Raw genomic sequence first — 13,050 nt, 5'->3', positions numbered from 1 at the left:
TTGACTGGCGATTCAGTTAGTCTGTGATCCGGCCACGGGCGCGGGCGTTTGCTGTCCCCGGCGCCACCGTGATCACCGTTCCGAGGAGACCGCCAGATGACCACTCCCCTGCTGTCGCTCACCTGGACCGACCATGTCACCGGCCGCCGGGGCCATTTGGTGATCGACCGGCTGGTGCGCGGGGTCTCCAGCGGGGGCCTGCGGATGCGCGAGGGCTGCACGCTGGACGAGGTGGCCGGGCTGGCCCGCGGGATGACGATGAAGGAGGCCCTCCACTACAACCCCGAGGGCCGGTACATCCCGCTCGGCGGCGCCAAGGGCGGTATCGACTGCGACCCGCAGGACCCGCGGGCGTACGGAATCCTGGTCCGCTATCTGCGCGCCGTACGCCCGTACATCGAGAACATGTGGACCACCGGCGAGGACCTCGGGCTGACCCAGGACATCGTCGACAGGGCCGCGGCCGAGGCCGGTCTGGTCTCCTCCATCCAGGCCGTCTATCCGCTGCTGGACGACGAGGCGACGGCGCGCGGTCGGCTCGCGGACGCGTTCGCCGTCGAGGTGGACGGCATCGGGCTCGACGAGCTCGTCGGCGGCTGCGGTGTCGCCGAGTCGGTGCTGGTCGCGCTGGACCGGGCGGGCGTGGCGTACGAGGGGACCCGGGTCTCCGTCCAGGGTCTTGGCACGATGGGCGGCGCGACGGCCCGGTTCCTCGCCCGCGCCGGACTGAAGATCGTCGCCGTCGCCGACGTCAAGGGCACCGTCGCCAATCCGGCCGGGCTCGATGTCGATGCGTTGCTCGCGGCCCGTGACTCGTACGGGACGGTCGACCGTACGGCGCTGCGGCCGGACGATCTGGAGCTGTCCGACGACGCGTGGCTGTCGGTCGACGCGGAGGTACTGGTGCCTGCCGCGGTCTCGTACGCAGTGGACACCGCCAACCAGGCGCAGATCACCGCGCGTTGGATCGTCGAGGCGGCGAACATGCCGGTGCTGCCGGATGCCGAGGCGCTGCTCGCACGGCGCGGCATCACGGTACTGCCGGACGTCGTCGTCAACTCCGGTACGAATGCCTGGTGGTGGTGGACCCTGTTCGGGGACATCGGCGCCGACGCGGACGAGGCGTTCGCGTACACCCGTCACTCGATGCGCGCGCTGATCGGCCAGATGCTGGCGCGCGCGGAGGCGGACGGGACCACGGCGCGGGCCGCCGCGCACGCGATCGTCGCCGACCGGCTGCCGGTTATCGCCGAGCGCTACGGCTGGTACAGATGACGGCTTGGCCCGACATCCTCTCCGCCCCGGGGTGGGTCGCCGGCGTCCGCGGACCGCGCTGAGGGCGGCCGGCTGGACCCGCGTCCGGGCCCAAGATCGCCTGTGTAGGGTGACGACGTGACAAGAGTCCGGTTGAGCGTGGCGGAGCGGCGGGAAGAGCTGCTTCGTGCTGCCGTCGAGCAGATCGAGGAACACGGTGTCGCGGCCGTGCGGATCGCCGATGTCGCGTCGGCTCTCGGTGTGAGCAATGCCCTGGTGCTCTACCACTTCTCGACCAAGGAGAAGCTCGTCGCGGCCGCCTTCGCCTACGCCGCCGACGGTGACCTCGCGCATCTGCGCAAACTGCTGGGCCGCCGGACCACCGCACTGCGTCGGTTGCGCGCCGCGGTCCGCTGGTACGCGCCGACCGGGCAGGCCAAGGGCTGGCGGCTGTGGATCGAGGGCTGGGCGGCCGCGCTGCGCGAGCCGGCGCTGCGGGACGTCGCCCGCGATCTGGACCAGCAGTGGAAGGCGGCTCTGACCGAGGTCATCGCGGAAGGTGCGGCGGTGGGCGAGTTCCCGTGCGAGGACCCGGCGGCGACGGCCTGGCGGCTGACGGCGTTTCTGGACGGGCTCGCCGTGCAGATGACCTCGTACGCGGGGTCGCTGTCGCGCGCCGCGATGCTGGAGTGGACGGACGACGCGCTCGCCCGTGAGCTCGGTGTCCACCGTGACGCACTGACCGCCGCCGCACGCTGAACGCCTCAACGGGCGGGACCCGCAGCCCCCATACTGGGCAACTGTGTCTCACCAGTCGCAGTACCAGACGTATCAGCAGCCCGAGCAGCCGACGGATCGCCTCCCACCCGATGTGCTGGTGGTCGGCGGCACCGGGGTGGACACGGTCGTCCGCGTCGACGCCCTGCCGGTCCCGCTCGCGGACTCTGTCGGCGTCGGCCCGATCCGTGAATGGCCGGGCCACACCGGTGGCAATGTCGCCCTGGGCTGCCGGGCCCTCGGGCTGAATGCCACCCTCCTCGACTATATCGGCGACGACTCGCCAGGCCGTATGGTCCGGGAACAACTCGCCGCGGGCGGCGTGGATTTCGAGTCCCTGATCTCCCCGGCCGGGACGCGGCGCGCGGTCAACCTCGTCGACCCCGCGGGCCGCCGGATGTCCTTCTACGACGCCCGCGATCCCGACGGGCTGCGGATGCCGCGCGACTTCTACCTCCCCCATCTGCGGCGTGCCCGCCACATCCATCTCTCGATCATGAACTTCGCGCGGTTCCTCTACGACGACATCGAAGCGCTGGGCGTGCCGGTCTCCACCGATCTGCACGACTGGGACGGACTGGCGGAGCACCAACGGGAGTTCGCGCTCCGCTCGGACCTGGTCTTCCTCAGCACGGCGGGCGCGGGCGAGCGCATAGCGTCGGTGATGCGGGAGATCCTGCGCGACGGTCGGGCGCAGGCAGTGGTCGCGACGGCGGGTGCCGGTGGCTCGTACCTCCTCAGCCGCGACGGCGGATCCACCCCGCGCCCGGTCCCGGCAGTCGCCCCGCCCGCTCCGGTGGTGGACTCCAACGGCGCGGGTGACGCCTATGTCTGCGGCTTTCTGTTCGGGCAGCTGTCGGGCCGCGACCTGGAGGAGAGTGCGAGGCTGGGGGCGGTGGCCGGTGCCCATGCCTGTACGGGCGAGGGCAGTACGGCACTGATCGGACCGGCCGAACTCCTGTCGTCGGCCGTGGCCTGACGCACCGGTTCGTACGCCGCTGTGCCTCAGCCGTCGTACGGGGCGAGGAAGGCGATCCCTGTCAGTCTCGCCGACTCCTGCCACAACCGGCACGCGACCGCACCTGTCCGCGCAGCCGTTCCACGTCGGCCGCTCCGCGCTCCGGGTCGCGGGCGCCGAGGAGCAGCCGCGCTCCGGATCCGGCGAGTCCCGTGGCGACCGCGAAGCCGATCCCGCGGTTGGCGCCGGTGACCAGGGCCGTACGCCCGGTCGGCCGGGGCAGGTCTGCCACGCCCCAACCATCCGCTGTCACAGGGGCAGCAGATTCGGGCGCTTGGCCTCGACATGGTCGCCGGAGCTCTCACCGCGCAGCCGTCGCCCGATCCACGGCACCAGGTGCTCGCGCGCCCAGTTGATGTCGTCGCGGCGCACCTCGAGCGGTCCGCGCCGCGGCAGGGGCGGCCACGCCTGGTCGGGGTCGGCGGGCACCTCGAGCCCGAGCACCTGGGCGGCACGCAGTGCGACCCTGGTGTGGCCCTCGGGCGACAGATGCAGCCGGTCGGCGTCCCAAGCCCGCCTCTCCTGGATCGACTTGAGCGACCACAGGTCGAGTACGGGGCAGTCGTAACGGTCGGCGATGGACCGTACATGCGCGGTGTACGTGGCGATCTTGCCGCGCAGATGGCGCAGTACCGGCACTCCGCGGGTGTCGAAGCCGGTGGTCACCATGACGGTGCCGACCGAGCCGGTGAGGTCGGCGACGGCCCGCTCGAAGCGCTCGGCCACGTCGTCGGGGTCGGTGCCGGGCCGGATGATGTCATTGCCGCCGGCGCAGAAGGTCACCAGATCCGGGGCGAGTTCCTTTGCCCGCGGCACCTGTTCCTCGACGATCTGGTCGAGGAGACGGCCGCGTACGGCGAGGTTGGCGTAGCGGAAGGTGTGTTCCGGCATTCGGTCGTCGAGCAGGACCGCGAACCGGTCCGCCCAGCCGACGTACGTCCCGTCGGGGCCCGGGTCTCCGACGCCCTCGGTGAAACTGTCACCGATCGCCGCGTACGACCCGAATACGCCACTGTTCTCTGTTCTCGAATCGTCTGCCACGAGACCTCATTTTTCCCTTACGGATGTGACCTACGCGACCGTAAGGAGGGGTTGACGAGGCGTGATCTATACCACCGGTCAAGATTCGTCCAACCCGGAATACGCCGACTCCCCCCGCGCCGCGGGCGGCGGCACGAGGGGAGGACGGGGCACTGCGTGCGTCGGACGGATCAGATGGAGACGCCGTGCTGACGCAGGTAGGCCAGCGGGTCGATGTCCGAGCCGTAGCCGGGGCCGGTGCGGATCTCGAAGTGCAGGTGCGGGCCAGTGGAGTTGCCGGTGGTGCCGGAGAGGCCGATCTGCTGGCCGCCGCTCACGCTCTGGCCGGAGGCGACGGAGAGGGCGGAGAGGTGGGCGTACTGCGAGTAGGTGCCGTCGCTCTGCTGGATGACGATCTGGTTGCCGTACGCACCGCCCCAGCCGGCGGAGACGACGGTGCCCGGGCCGACCGCCTTGACGGTCGTGCCGGTGGACGCCGCGAAGTCGAGACCGGTGTGGTAGCCGCTGGCCCACATGGCGCCGGCGAGGTGGTACGGGGTAATGACGGTCGCGCCGTCGACGGGGGCAGTGAAGCCGGAGCCGCTGGTCTGCGCGGCGTTGCCGCCTGCCGAGCCACCGGACGAGGACTGCGCGGAGGACTGCACCACCGAGCCCGAGTCCGAGGAACCCGAGTCCGAGGAACCCGAAGGCGCCTTCGAGGAGGACACCTTCGACGAGGACCGGTCCGGGCTCGACGGGTGCTGCGACTCTTCGGACGCCTTCGCCTTCGACTTCGCGCCGAGGGTGAGCTTGAGGCCCGGGTGGATCAGCGACGGGTTGTCGCCGACGGCCTCACGGTTGTCCTGGTACAGCTTCTTCCAGCCGCCGGGGACACCGTGCTCGTCGGCGATCTTGGACAGGTAGTCGCCGGGGACGACGGAGTACGTGGTGGGAGAGGCCTTCTTCTGCGCCACGTGGGCCGCGGCTGCGGACCCGGCGGAGAAGGGGGAGGACGGGGCGGCGGTCACGGCCTTTTCCGACGCCACAGCCGGAGCGGTCTTTCCTGCCGCGTGGGCGCCTGCGGCGCCTATCAGCGGAAGGGCGATGGCGGCGCCACCCGTACCGGCGGCGACGAATCCGCGCGTGATCGGGCTGACCTTGGGGCGGCGGTGCTTACCCTTCTTGGGCATGGCGAATTCCTCTCCGGCGCCGGCGAGGTGAGCTGTCGGGTTCGGGCTGGAGATGCCCGGCCGCGCAGTTGCGCGACTTCACCCCAAGCCGTCCGGAAGTCCGGAATCGGCACATCACCTGGGTCCCCCGCTCCTGCCACACATGAGTGGGTGGAATTCCGGTCGGCGGCAGGATTAGGCGTTCCGTCCGGATTGGTCGTGACCGTAAACGAATGGGCGTACCGGAACAAGCTGTCGCTTTCGCCCGCCAATGATCCCTCTGATATCGGCGCGAAATTCCCGTAACCCTCCGTAAATCAATGATCTTCGCCGTCCGCCCCGGAAACGGAATTCACCCCAGTCGCCCCACCACACACCGTCACGAATATGATCCCGCTCACGGCCATGCACCGTCCGCATTGCAGAACGGGGTCACGTTATCCCGAATCGCCCAATTCGGACAGAACGGTCATATAATGACGATCGACTAGTTATGACACGTACCCCTACTTACCCCCTAATTCACGCCACGTCGCAGGAAATCCCACCGCGGCTCACTGCCCTTGTCCGAGGGGCACATCAGCGGCGCGGAATCAGCGGCGCCGCAGCCGGATGACCGTGGCGTCCATGTCGCCCTTCAGTCCGGTGTGCAGCCCGTGGTGCAGGAGCACGGATCCGCGGTGCACGACGCCCGCGTCCAGGCACTCGTACGCGGCTGCCGGATCGAGCCCGCGCAGCCTGAGCCTGGGCGGCTGTTCGCCGTAGTGCTGTGCCTGGAGCCAGGCGAGAACGACGATCTCGTCACCGCATACGTACTGCACGGCGCTCAGTCCGCCCTTCGGCGCCCGCAGCCGGTACAGCTCGCCGTGCTGAACCACCGGCCTGATCTTCTTGTAGAGCTCCACCCAGCCGTGCCCCTCGGCGAGCTCCTCCGCGCTCCACTCGGTGAGATCGCCACCGACTCCGAGCACTCCTGCCATGGCGCTCACAAAGCGGAAGCGGAGCGTGCTGACGCGGCCGTTGAGCTGGACATTGGGACTGTCTGTCACCCAGGCCGCCATGACCCGTGCCGGGTGCAGCTGGGTGAAGCCCTGCTGGATGGCGAGCCGGTCCAGCGGATCGGTGTTGTCGGAGGTCCACACCTGATCGGTCCGGGACAGAATTCCGAGGTCGATCCGGCCACCGCCGCCGGAGCAGGACTCGAAGGCGACCGAGGGATGCGCGACGCGCAGCCGGTCGAGGAGTGCGTACAGCGCCTGCACATGCTCGACCCACAGCTTCTGCGGATATGTCTCGCCGGGCCAGCCGGCGTCCGTGAAGCAGCGGTTGAAGTCCCATTTCACATAGTCGATGGGCGCGCTGCCGAGCAGTCCGTCCAACTGCTCCCAGAGGTAGGCCTGTACGTCCTCGCGCGCGAGGTTCAGTACGAGCTGGTTGCGGAACTCCGTCCGTGCCCGGCCGGAGTGGTGCTGCACCCAGTCGGGGTGCGCGCGGTAGAGATCGCTGTCGGCGTTGACCATCTCCGGTTCGACCCAGATCCCGAACTGCATGCCCAGCGCGTGCACTTCGTCGGCGAGCGGCTTCAGTCCCTGCGGGAAGCGCTCGGCGTTGGGTGTCCAGTCGCCGAGTCCGGCGCGGTCGCTGGTGCGCTGCCCGAACCACGCGTCGTCCACCACGAACAGTTCGACGCCCATGGCCGCGGCCCGCTGCGCGAGCGCCCGCTGCTGCTCCTCGGAAATGTCGAAGCCGGTGGCCTCCCAGGAGTTGTAGAGCACCGGCCGCTCGGCCTGGGCGTCCGGGATCACATGCGCCAGCTGCCAGGCGTGCCATGCCCTGCTGGCTGTACCGAACCCTCCTTCGCTCCACAGTCCGGCGAAGACGGGCGAGGTGTACGACTGGCCCGGTGCGAGCCGCAGCAGCCCGGAGTCGTCATAGCCCGCTCCGCCGGTGATCTGTACGAGTCCGTCGGGCAGCTGCGCCACCGAGATCCGCCAGGACCCGGACCAGCCGAGCGCGGCGCCGTACACCTCGCCCCGCTCCTCCGTAGCCCCTTCCGCGTCCAGCGCGACCCAGGGCAGATGCTGGTGGCCGGTGTGGCCGCGCCTGCTGCTCAGCACCTTCTCGCCGTACGTCAGCTCCGACCGTACGAGCAGCGACTCTGCCGCCCACCGGCCGTGCAGCTGGCTGAGTCGCCAGCTGTCGCGCTGCGGCAGAGTCCAGGTGGCGGCATCGGCGCGCAGTAGTTCCAGGTCGGGGCCCTCGCCCTCATGGGTGACGGTGACCCAGCGCTCGATGACGTCCGCGTCGTCGCGCATCCGATGGTGCAGGGTGAGCCCGAGGCCGTGTACGGCGTCGGTGAAGCGGAGCCTCAGCTCGTCGCCGCGCACCTCCTCGGCGCCGGCGAAGGTCCACTCGGTGCCGCGCACCGTGTCCGTACGGACGGAGAGCGCCGGCCGTACGAAGCGCGGGCCGCCCTCGACCGGGTACTCCTCGTGGCCGTCGAGCTGTGACTCGAACGGCCAGTAGGGCGGCAGGCCCTGGGCCGCGAGTGCCTCCGCGTCGGCGCCGGAGATCCGTGGCCCCCAGTGGAGATGCAGCAGTTCGTCAGCGTCTGTCAGACGCAGCGCATAACTACTCCTCGGTCCGGAGAGAACCCACGTACGACCCTTGCCAGCGCTCTCGATCATCCCGACCCCTCAGATACTCACAGGTCCGCACAGGTCCGCACATCATCCGACGGGAGCCGTCGCCGGTGCAACGCTCTTGCGGAGACGAACCGAGATGATTGCCCGATGAAGCAATGTCGTATCGTCGGGAAACGCGCCATCGTCGGCGAGCAGCGCCGACGGCTGTCACTTCAGGAGCCCCCGTGACACAGCAGCTGCCGCAGATCCCGTCGACAGAACCTGAGCTGTCCGGAGTGCGCAATTTCCGGGACGTGGGCGGCCTGCCGACCGTGGACGGCCGGCGGGTGCGGTACGGACGGCTCTTCCGCAGCGGCCACCTCGCCCATGCCACCGAGGGCGACACCGCGTTCCTCTCCACCCTGGGCCTGCACACGATCTTCGACTTCCGTAATGCCGCGGACCAGAAGCTGGAGGGCCCGGACGTCGAGCTGCCGGGCGTGCGCAATGTGAATCTGCCGCTCACCGACCCGGCCGACGGCGCCCAGTTCTGGAAGATGGTCCGGGAGGGCGATCTCGACCAGCTGAAGTCGATCCTCGCGGACGGCAAGGCGGCGGGCCGGATGTCGGCGTCGTACCGGACGATCATCAAGCAGCGCACTGCCGAGCACAGCCGCGTACTGCACGCGCTCGCTGACGACAGTGTCCCGGCGCTGATGCACTGCGCGGCGGGCAAGGACCGCGCCGGAATCTCGATCGCCGTGTCGCTGCTCGCGGTCGGCGTGGAGCGCGAGGCCATCGAGGCGGACTACCTCAAGTCCAATGATCCGCACCGGCGTTATCTGGTGCGCCGCAGCGACAACTCCCCGGCCGGGATGTCCCCGGAAGTGATGGAGCTGCTGAGCCCGCTCTTCGACGCGCGCGCCGAGTACCTCGAGGCGGCCTTCGAGACGATCGAGGAGACCTGGGGCACGACGGAGCGGTACCTCGCCGAGGGCCTGAAGATCGCCCCGGAGACGCGTGAGCGTCTGCGCGAGCGTCTCGTCGACGAGGCGTAGACGACCGCGGAGCAGGAGATGCGGAGCCGCCGGATACTGAGCGGCCGCCTACTGGTTCTGGCCGCCCAGCGTGAACAGAAGGTAGAGGAACCCGGCGAACAGATGGCCCGCCACCAGATAGGCGAACAGCCGGATCACCAGCCCACGGGGAAACGACCGCTCTTCATTGCTTTTGGACATAACGGGCCTCTTCTCTGAACTCAGTTGTGCGGATGGAGGTTGGGGCTCTGCAGCAGCGTGTGGACGAACAGCAGCTCGGCACCCTCGCGACCGACCGCCGCGAGACGGTGCGGGGTCAGTGAGTCGAAGTGCGCGCTGTCCCCGGGCGCCAGCTCGTAAACCGCGTCACCCAGGCTCAGGCGCAGCCGGCCGTTGAGGATGTACAGCCACTCCTCCCCGGGATGCACCCGGACGAGCTCGCCCTGGCTGCCGTACGGAACCACCAGCCGCAGTGCCTGCATCGCCCGGCCGGCTCCGCCGGTCTGGTGGTAGGTCCAGCCGTCGGCCTCGGAGGGCTCCCGGCTGCCGGCGCGGATGATCGGATCGCGCTCCGGCGCGAGCTCGCCGAGGAGCTCCGCGACTGTCGTACCGTAGATTCTGGCGAGAGCGAGCAGCATCGGCAGCGACGGCTGACGGTTGCCCGTCTCCAGCCGGGACAGGTGGGCGGGGGAAAGCCCCGCACGCTGGGCTGCGGCTTCCAGAGTGAGGCCACGGCGGCGGCGCAGATCGCGTAGCCGTGGCGCGACATCCGGCAGCACCGCGGCCACCTCTTCAGTGGGGCTCATGCCTCCATTGCGCCAGGATCTTTCCCCTGGGGCAAATTTTTTGCCCCAGGGGCAAAATCAGCGGTTGGCGACCGCCTGCTTCACCAGCGTCTTGCCGAAGTCCCACATCAGCCCGCCACCGCCGTGCGCATCGTCCATCACCGCGGTGAAGGCCGCCACGAACCGCTCGACCTCCCGCTCTCCGATGGTCAACGGCGGAATCAGCTTGATCACTTCCAGGTGGTCGCCGGAGACCTGGGTGAGGATCCGGTGCTTCTGCAGCAGCGGCACCACCACCATCTGCGCGAAGAGACCCTTGCGGGCCGCCTGCAGCATGGTCCAGCGGCTGCGCAGCTTGATCGAGTCCGGGCGGCCGAACTCGATGCCGATCATCAGGCCGCGGCCCCGCACCTCGTACAGCAGCTCATAGCGGTCGACGAGCGCGGCCAGTCGCGACCGCAGCAACTCTCCGGTCACCCGCGCGTTCGCCACGACATGCTCGTCCTCCAGCACCGAGAGCACCGCGAGCCCGGCAGCCATCGCCTGGGCATTGGAGCCGAAGCTGGCCGAATGCACCAGCACCCGGTCCATCGACGAGTAGACCTTCTTGAAGATCCAGTCCTTGCCGAGCGTCGCGCCGACCGGCACGTACCCGCCCGAGAGCGCCTTCGCCACACAGACCAGATCCGGCTCGACCCCTGCCTCGTACTGGTACGCGTAGAAGTCGCCGGTCCTGCCGAGGCCGGTCTGCACCTCGTCGGCGATCAGCAGCGCCTTGTGCTTGTGCAGCAACTCCTGTGCGGCGTAAAGGAATCCTGGCGGCGTCGCATGCACGCCCTTGCCCTGGATCGGCTCCACGACGAAGCCCGCCACATCGCCCCGCACCAGCTCCCGCTCCAGCGCGGCCAGATCGCCGAGCTCGATCGCGGTGTCGGGCAGCAGCGGCGCGAAGCCGTCCCGGAAGCCGGCCTCCCCGTTGACCGACAGTGATCCGGTGGTCAGCCCGTGGAAGGCGTGCGGACAGTAGAGGATCCTCGGCTTCCCGGTCGCGTACCGGGCGAACTTCAGCGCCGTCTCCACCGCCTCCGTACCGCTGTTGCCGAAGAACACCCGGTCCAGGTGCGGACTCTGCCTCAGCAGCTTCTCCGCCAGCAGCCCCGGCAGCGGCTGGCAGTCGAAGCGTGTGAGGTCCGCGAGCGAGGCGTCGAGGACATCGTGCAGCGCCTTGCGTACGACGGGATGGTGCCGGCCGAGCCCCATCACCCCGAAGCCCGCGAGCATATCGAGGTAGTCGTTGCCGTCGGCGTCCCAGAAGTACGCGCCCTCGGCCCGCTCATAGACCTTGTCGAAGCCGATGGTGTGCAGCATGCGCGGCAGCTGGTGGTTGAGATATCGCGCATGCAGCTCATAGCGCTCGGCCCCGCGCTCCGCGAGGAGTCCCGCCAGATCGAAGCCCTTGAGCGGATCGGTCATTCCTCAGCTCTCCTTGACTGCCATGGCGGCACTGATCCGTCCAGCGATCTCGACCGGGGTGAGTCCGATGTCGGCCAGCACCTCGCCGCGTTTGGCATGCGCGAGGAACTGCTCGGGGATGCCGAAGGTGCGCAGCGGCACATCCACGCCGGCGTCGCGCAGCGACTGCCCGACGGCCGAGCCGACGCCGCCGTTGCGGCTGTTGTCCTCGACCACTGCCACCAGCCGGTGCTGGGCGGCGAGCGGTGCGAGCTGTTCGTCGACGGGCTTGACCCACCGCGGGTCCACCACGGTGCAGCGGAGACCGCGGCCCCTGAGCAGCTCCACCGCCTGCAGACAGACGGCTGCCAGCGCACCGACCGAGACCAGCAGCACCTCGGCGTCGTCGGCCCGGTGCAGTACGTCCATCCCGCCGATCCGGCCGATCGCCTCGACCGGCTCGCCCACCGACTCCTTGGGGAAGCGCACCACTGTCGGCGCGTCAGCCACGGCGACGGCCTCGCGCAGCTCCTGGCGCAGCCGGTCGGCGTCGCGCGGCGCCGCGATCCGCAGCCCCGGGACGACCTGCAGGATCGACATGTCCCACATGCCGTTGTGGGAGGGCCCGTCGACCCCGGTGACGCCGGCCCGGTCCAGTACGAACGTCACCCCGCACTTGTGCAGAGCGACATCCATCAGCAGCTGGTCGAAGGCGCGGTTGAGGAAGGTGGCGTACACGGCGACGACCGGGTGCAGTCCGCCGGTGGCCAGCCCGGCCGCGGAGACCGCGGCGTGCTGCTCGGCGATGCCGACGTCCCACACCCGCTCGGGGAACCGCTCGGCGAACTCGGTCAGCCCGACGGGATGCAGCATCGCGGCGGTGATCGCCACGACGTCCGGCCGTTCCGCGCCGATCTCGGCGATCTCGTCCCCGAACACCGAGGTCCAGGAAGGCCCGTTGGAGGGTGCGAGCGGCTCGCAGGTGAGCGGGTCCATCACGCCGACGGTATGGAAGCGGTCGGCGTCGTCCTCCAGCGCGGGCTGGTAGCCCCGCCCCTTCTCGGTCAGACAGTGCACCAGTACGGGCCCGTGGAAGCGCTTCGCGCGGCGCAGCGCGGACTCGACGGCCGCTATGTCGTGTCCGTCGATCGGCCCCACGTATTTCAGGCCCAGATCCTCGAACATCCCCTGCGGTGCGAAGGCGTCCTTGAACCCCTTCTTCGCGCCGTGCAGCGATTCGTACAGCGGCTTCCCGACCACGGGTGTGTGCTGAAGAACGTCCTTGCCCCAGGCCAGCATCCGCTCGTAGCCGTCGGTGGTGCGGAGTGTGGCGAGGTGGTTGGCGAGGCCGCCGATGGTCGGCGCGTAGGACCGCTCGTTGTCGTTCACCACGATGATCAGCTGCCGGTCCTTGGCCGCGGCGATGTTGTTGAGCGCCTCCCAGGCCATACCGCCGGTGAGCGCGCCGTCGCCGATGACCGCGACGACATGGTCGCTGCTGCCCAGCACCTGATGTGCCTTGGCCAGGCCGTCCGCCCAGCCGAGCACGGTCGAGGCATGGGAGTTCTCGATGACGTCGTGCTCGGACTCCTCGCGGGACGGGTAGCCGGAGAGACCGCCCTTGCCGCGCAGCTTGGAGAAGTCCTGTCGGCCGGTGAGCAGTTTGTGTACGTAGCTCTGGTGCCCTGTGTCCCAGAGGATGCGGTCGACGGGTGAGTCGAACACCCGGTGCAGGGCGACGGTCAGCTCCACCACCCCTAGGTTCGGCCCCAGATGGCCCCCTGTTCTGGCCACCGCTTGGACCAGGAACTCTCTGATCTCCTCGGCGAGATCTTCGAGTTCCGCATCCGTCAGCGCCTTGAGATCGTGCGGCCCCCGGATGGTCTCAAGAATCGTCACGGTCGGACCCCCTTC

General features: G+C 69.4%; 12 protein-coding genes and 1 riboswitch. Of the genes, 4 read left to right on the top strand and 8 right to left on the bottom strand.

The genetic code is table 11. The annotated features are described in order from the left end of the window. Positions 1 to 96: 96 nt before the first annotated feature. The 3 genes from AB0D12_RS17805 to AB0D12_RS17795 all read left to right on the top strand — a co-directional run bounded on the left by AB0D12_RS17805 (position 97) and on the right by AB0D12_RS17795 (position 3,010). On the top strand, positions 97 to 1,275 hold the full coding sequence (locus tag AB0D12_RS17805) for a Glu/Leu/Phe/Val dehydrogenase dimerization domain-containing protein (protein WP_362683068.1): 1,179 nt from the start codon (positions 97 to 99) through the stop codon (positions 1,273 to 1,275). Between the two features lie 117 nt (positions 1,276 to 1,392). Then, on the top strand, positions 1,393 to 2,013 hold the full coding sequence (locus AB0D12_RS17800; RefSeq protein ID WP_362683065.1) for a TetR family transcriptional regulator C-terminal domain-containing protein: 621 nt from the start codon (positions 1,393 to 1,395) through the stop codon (positions 2,011 to 2,013). 115 nt (positions 2,014 to 2,128) lie between these two features. Then, positions 2,129 to 3,010: a carbohydrate kinase family protein gene (locus tag AB0D12_RS17795; protein WP_362683433.1), complete on the top strand. Its 882-nt coding sequence runs from the start codon at positions 2,129 to 2,131 to the stop codon at positions 3,008 to 3,010. Between the two features lie 61 nt (positions 3,011 to 3,071). On the opposite strand, the gene AB0D12_RS17790 is transcribed toward AB0D12_RS17795, so the two are convergent. The 4 genes from AB0D12_RS17790 to AB0D12_RS17775 all read right to left on the bottom strand — a co-directional run bounded on the left by AB0D12_RS17790 (position 3,072) and on the right by AB0D12_RS17775 (position 7,925). Next, positions 3,072 to 3,281: an SDR family NAD(P)-dependent oxidoreductase gene (locus AB0D12_RS17790; protein WP_362683062.1), complete on the bottom strand. Its 210-nt coding sequence runs from the start codon at positions 3,279 to 3,281 to the stop codon at positions 3,072 to 3,074. A gap of 17 nt (positions 3,282 to 3,298) precedes the next feature. Further along, complete coding sequence (locus AB0D12_RS17785; protein WP_362683059.1) at positions 3,299 to 4,090, bottom strand: SGNH/GDSL hydrolase family protein; 792 nt, start codon at positions 4,088 to 4,090, stop codon at positions 3,299 to 3,301. Positions 4,091 to 4,260: 170 nt separating this feature from the next. Then, a complete protein-coding gene (locus AB0D12_RS17780; RefSeq protein WP_362683056.1) occupies positions 4,261 to 5,259 on the bottom strand; it encodes a LysM peptidoglycan-binding domain-containing M23 family metallopeptidase in 999 nt (332 codons plus the stop codon). A 4-nt stretch (positions 5,260 to 5,263) separates the two neighbouring features. Beyond that, a riboswitch (cyclic di-AMP (ydaO/yuaA leader) is annotated at positions 5,264 to 5,422 on the bottom strand. Between the two features lie 409 nt (positions 5,423 to 5,831). After that, a complete protein-coding gene (locus tag AB0D12_RS17775; protein WP_362683053.1) occupies positions 5,832 to 7,925 on the bottom strand; it encodes an alpha-galactosidase in 2,094 nt (697 codons plus the stop codon). Between the two features lie 182 nt (positions 7,926 to 8,107). Between AB0D12_RS17775 and AB0D12_RS17770 the strand changes: the two genes are divergently transcribed. After that, a complete protein-coding gene (locus AB0D12_RS17770) occupies positions 8,108 to 8,920 on the top strand; it encodes a tyrosine-protein phosphatase (protein WP_362683050.1) in 813 nt (270 codons plus the stop codon). A 48-nt stretch (positions 8,921 to 8,968) separates the two neighbouring features. Here AB0D12_RS17770 and AB0D12_RS17765 read toward each other — a convergent pair whose 3' ends face one another. The 4 genes from AB0D12_RS17765 to dxs are packed head-to-tail and all read right to left on the bottom strand — an operon-like array spanning position 8,969 to position 13,035. Further along, entirely contained in the window at positions 8,969 to 9,100 is a 132-nt protein-coding gene (locus AB0D12_RS17765) for a DUF6126 family protein (protein WP_327327298.1), read from the bottom strand. A gap of 20 nt (positions 9,101 to 9,120) precedes the next feature. Then, on the bottom strand, positions 9,121 to 9,705 hold the full coding sequence (locus AB0D12_RS17760; protein ID WP_362683047.1) for a helix-turn-helix domain-containing protein: 585 nt from the start codon (positions 9,703 to 9,705) through the stop codon (positions 9,121 to 9,123). Positions 9,706 to 9,762: 57 nt separating this feature from the next. Next, positions 9,763 to 11,157, bottom strand: a complete 1,395-nt coding sequence (locus tag AB0D12_RS17755) for an aspartate aminotransferase family protein (protein ID WP_362683044.1) — start codon at positions 11,155 to 11,157, stop codon at positions 9,763 to 9,765. A 3-nt stretch (positions 11,158 to 11,160) separates the two neighbouring features. Further along, positions 11,161 to 13,035 carry a 1-deoxy-D-xylulose-5-phosphate synthase gene (gene dxs, locus AB0D12_RS17750; RefSeq protein ID WP_362683041.1) on the bottom strand — a complete coding sequence of 625 codons (1,875 nt, stop codon included), beginning with the start codon at positions 13,033 to 13,035 and terminating at the stop codon, positions 11,161 to 11,163. Positions 13,036 to 13,050: the final 15 nt, after the last annotated feature.

It is taken from the genome of Streptomyces sp. NPDC048479 (assembly GCF_040651435.1).
In the GTDB taxonomy this organism is placed as follows: Bacteria; Actinomycetota; Actinomycetes; order Streptomycetales; family Streptomycetaceae; genus Streptomyces.
The sequence above is the reverse complement of the archived record's forward strand: the minus strand, read 5'-3'. Positions and strand labels throughout refer to the sequence as shown.

Coding starts and splice junctions, on each gene's coding strand:
- AB0D12_RS17755 (WP_362683044.1), bottom strand. CDS start 11,157: ATGACCGATCCGCTCAAGGGCTTCGATCTGGCGGGACTCCTCGCGGAG.
- AB0D12_RS17760 (WP_362683047.1), bottom strand. CDS start 9,705: ATGAGCCCCACTGAAGAGGTGGCCGCGGTGCTGCCGGATGTCGCGCCA.
- AB0D12_RS17765 (WP_327327298.1), bottom strand. CDS start 9,100: ATGTCCAAAAGCAATGAAGAGCGGTCGTTTCCCCGTGGGCTGGTGATC.
- AB0D12_RS17775 (WP_362683053.1), bottom strand. CDS start 7,925: ATGATCGAGAGCGCTGGCAAGGGTCGTACGTGGGTTCTCTCCGGACCG.
- AB0D12_RS17805 (WP_362683068.1), top strand. CDS start 97: ATGACCACTCCCCTGCTGTCGCTCACCTGGACCGACCATGTCACCGGC.
- AB0D12_RS17780 (WP_362683056.1), bottom strand. CDS start 5,259: ATGCCCAAGAAGGGTAAGCACCGCCGCCCCAAGGTCAGCCCGATCACG.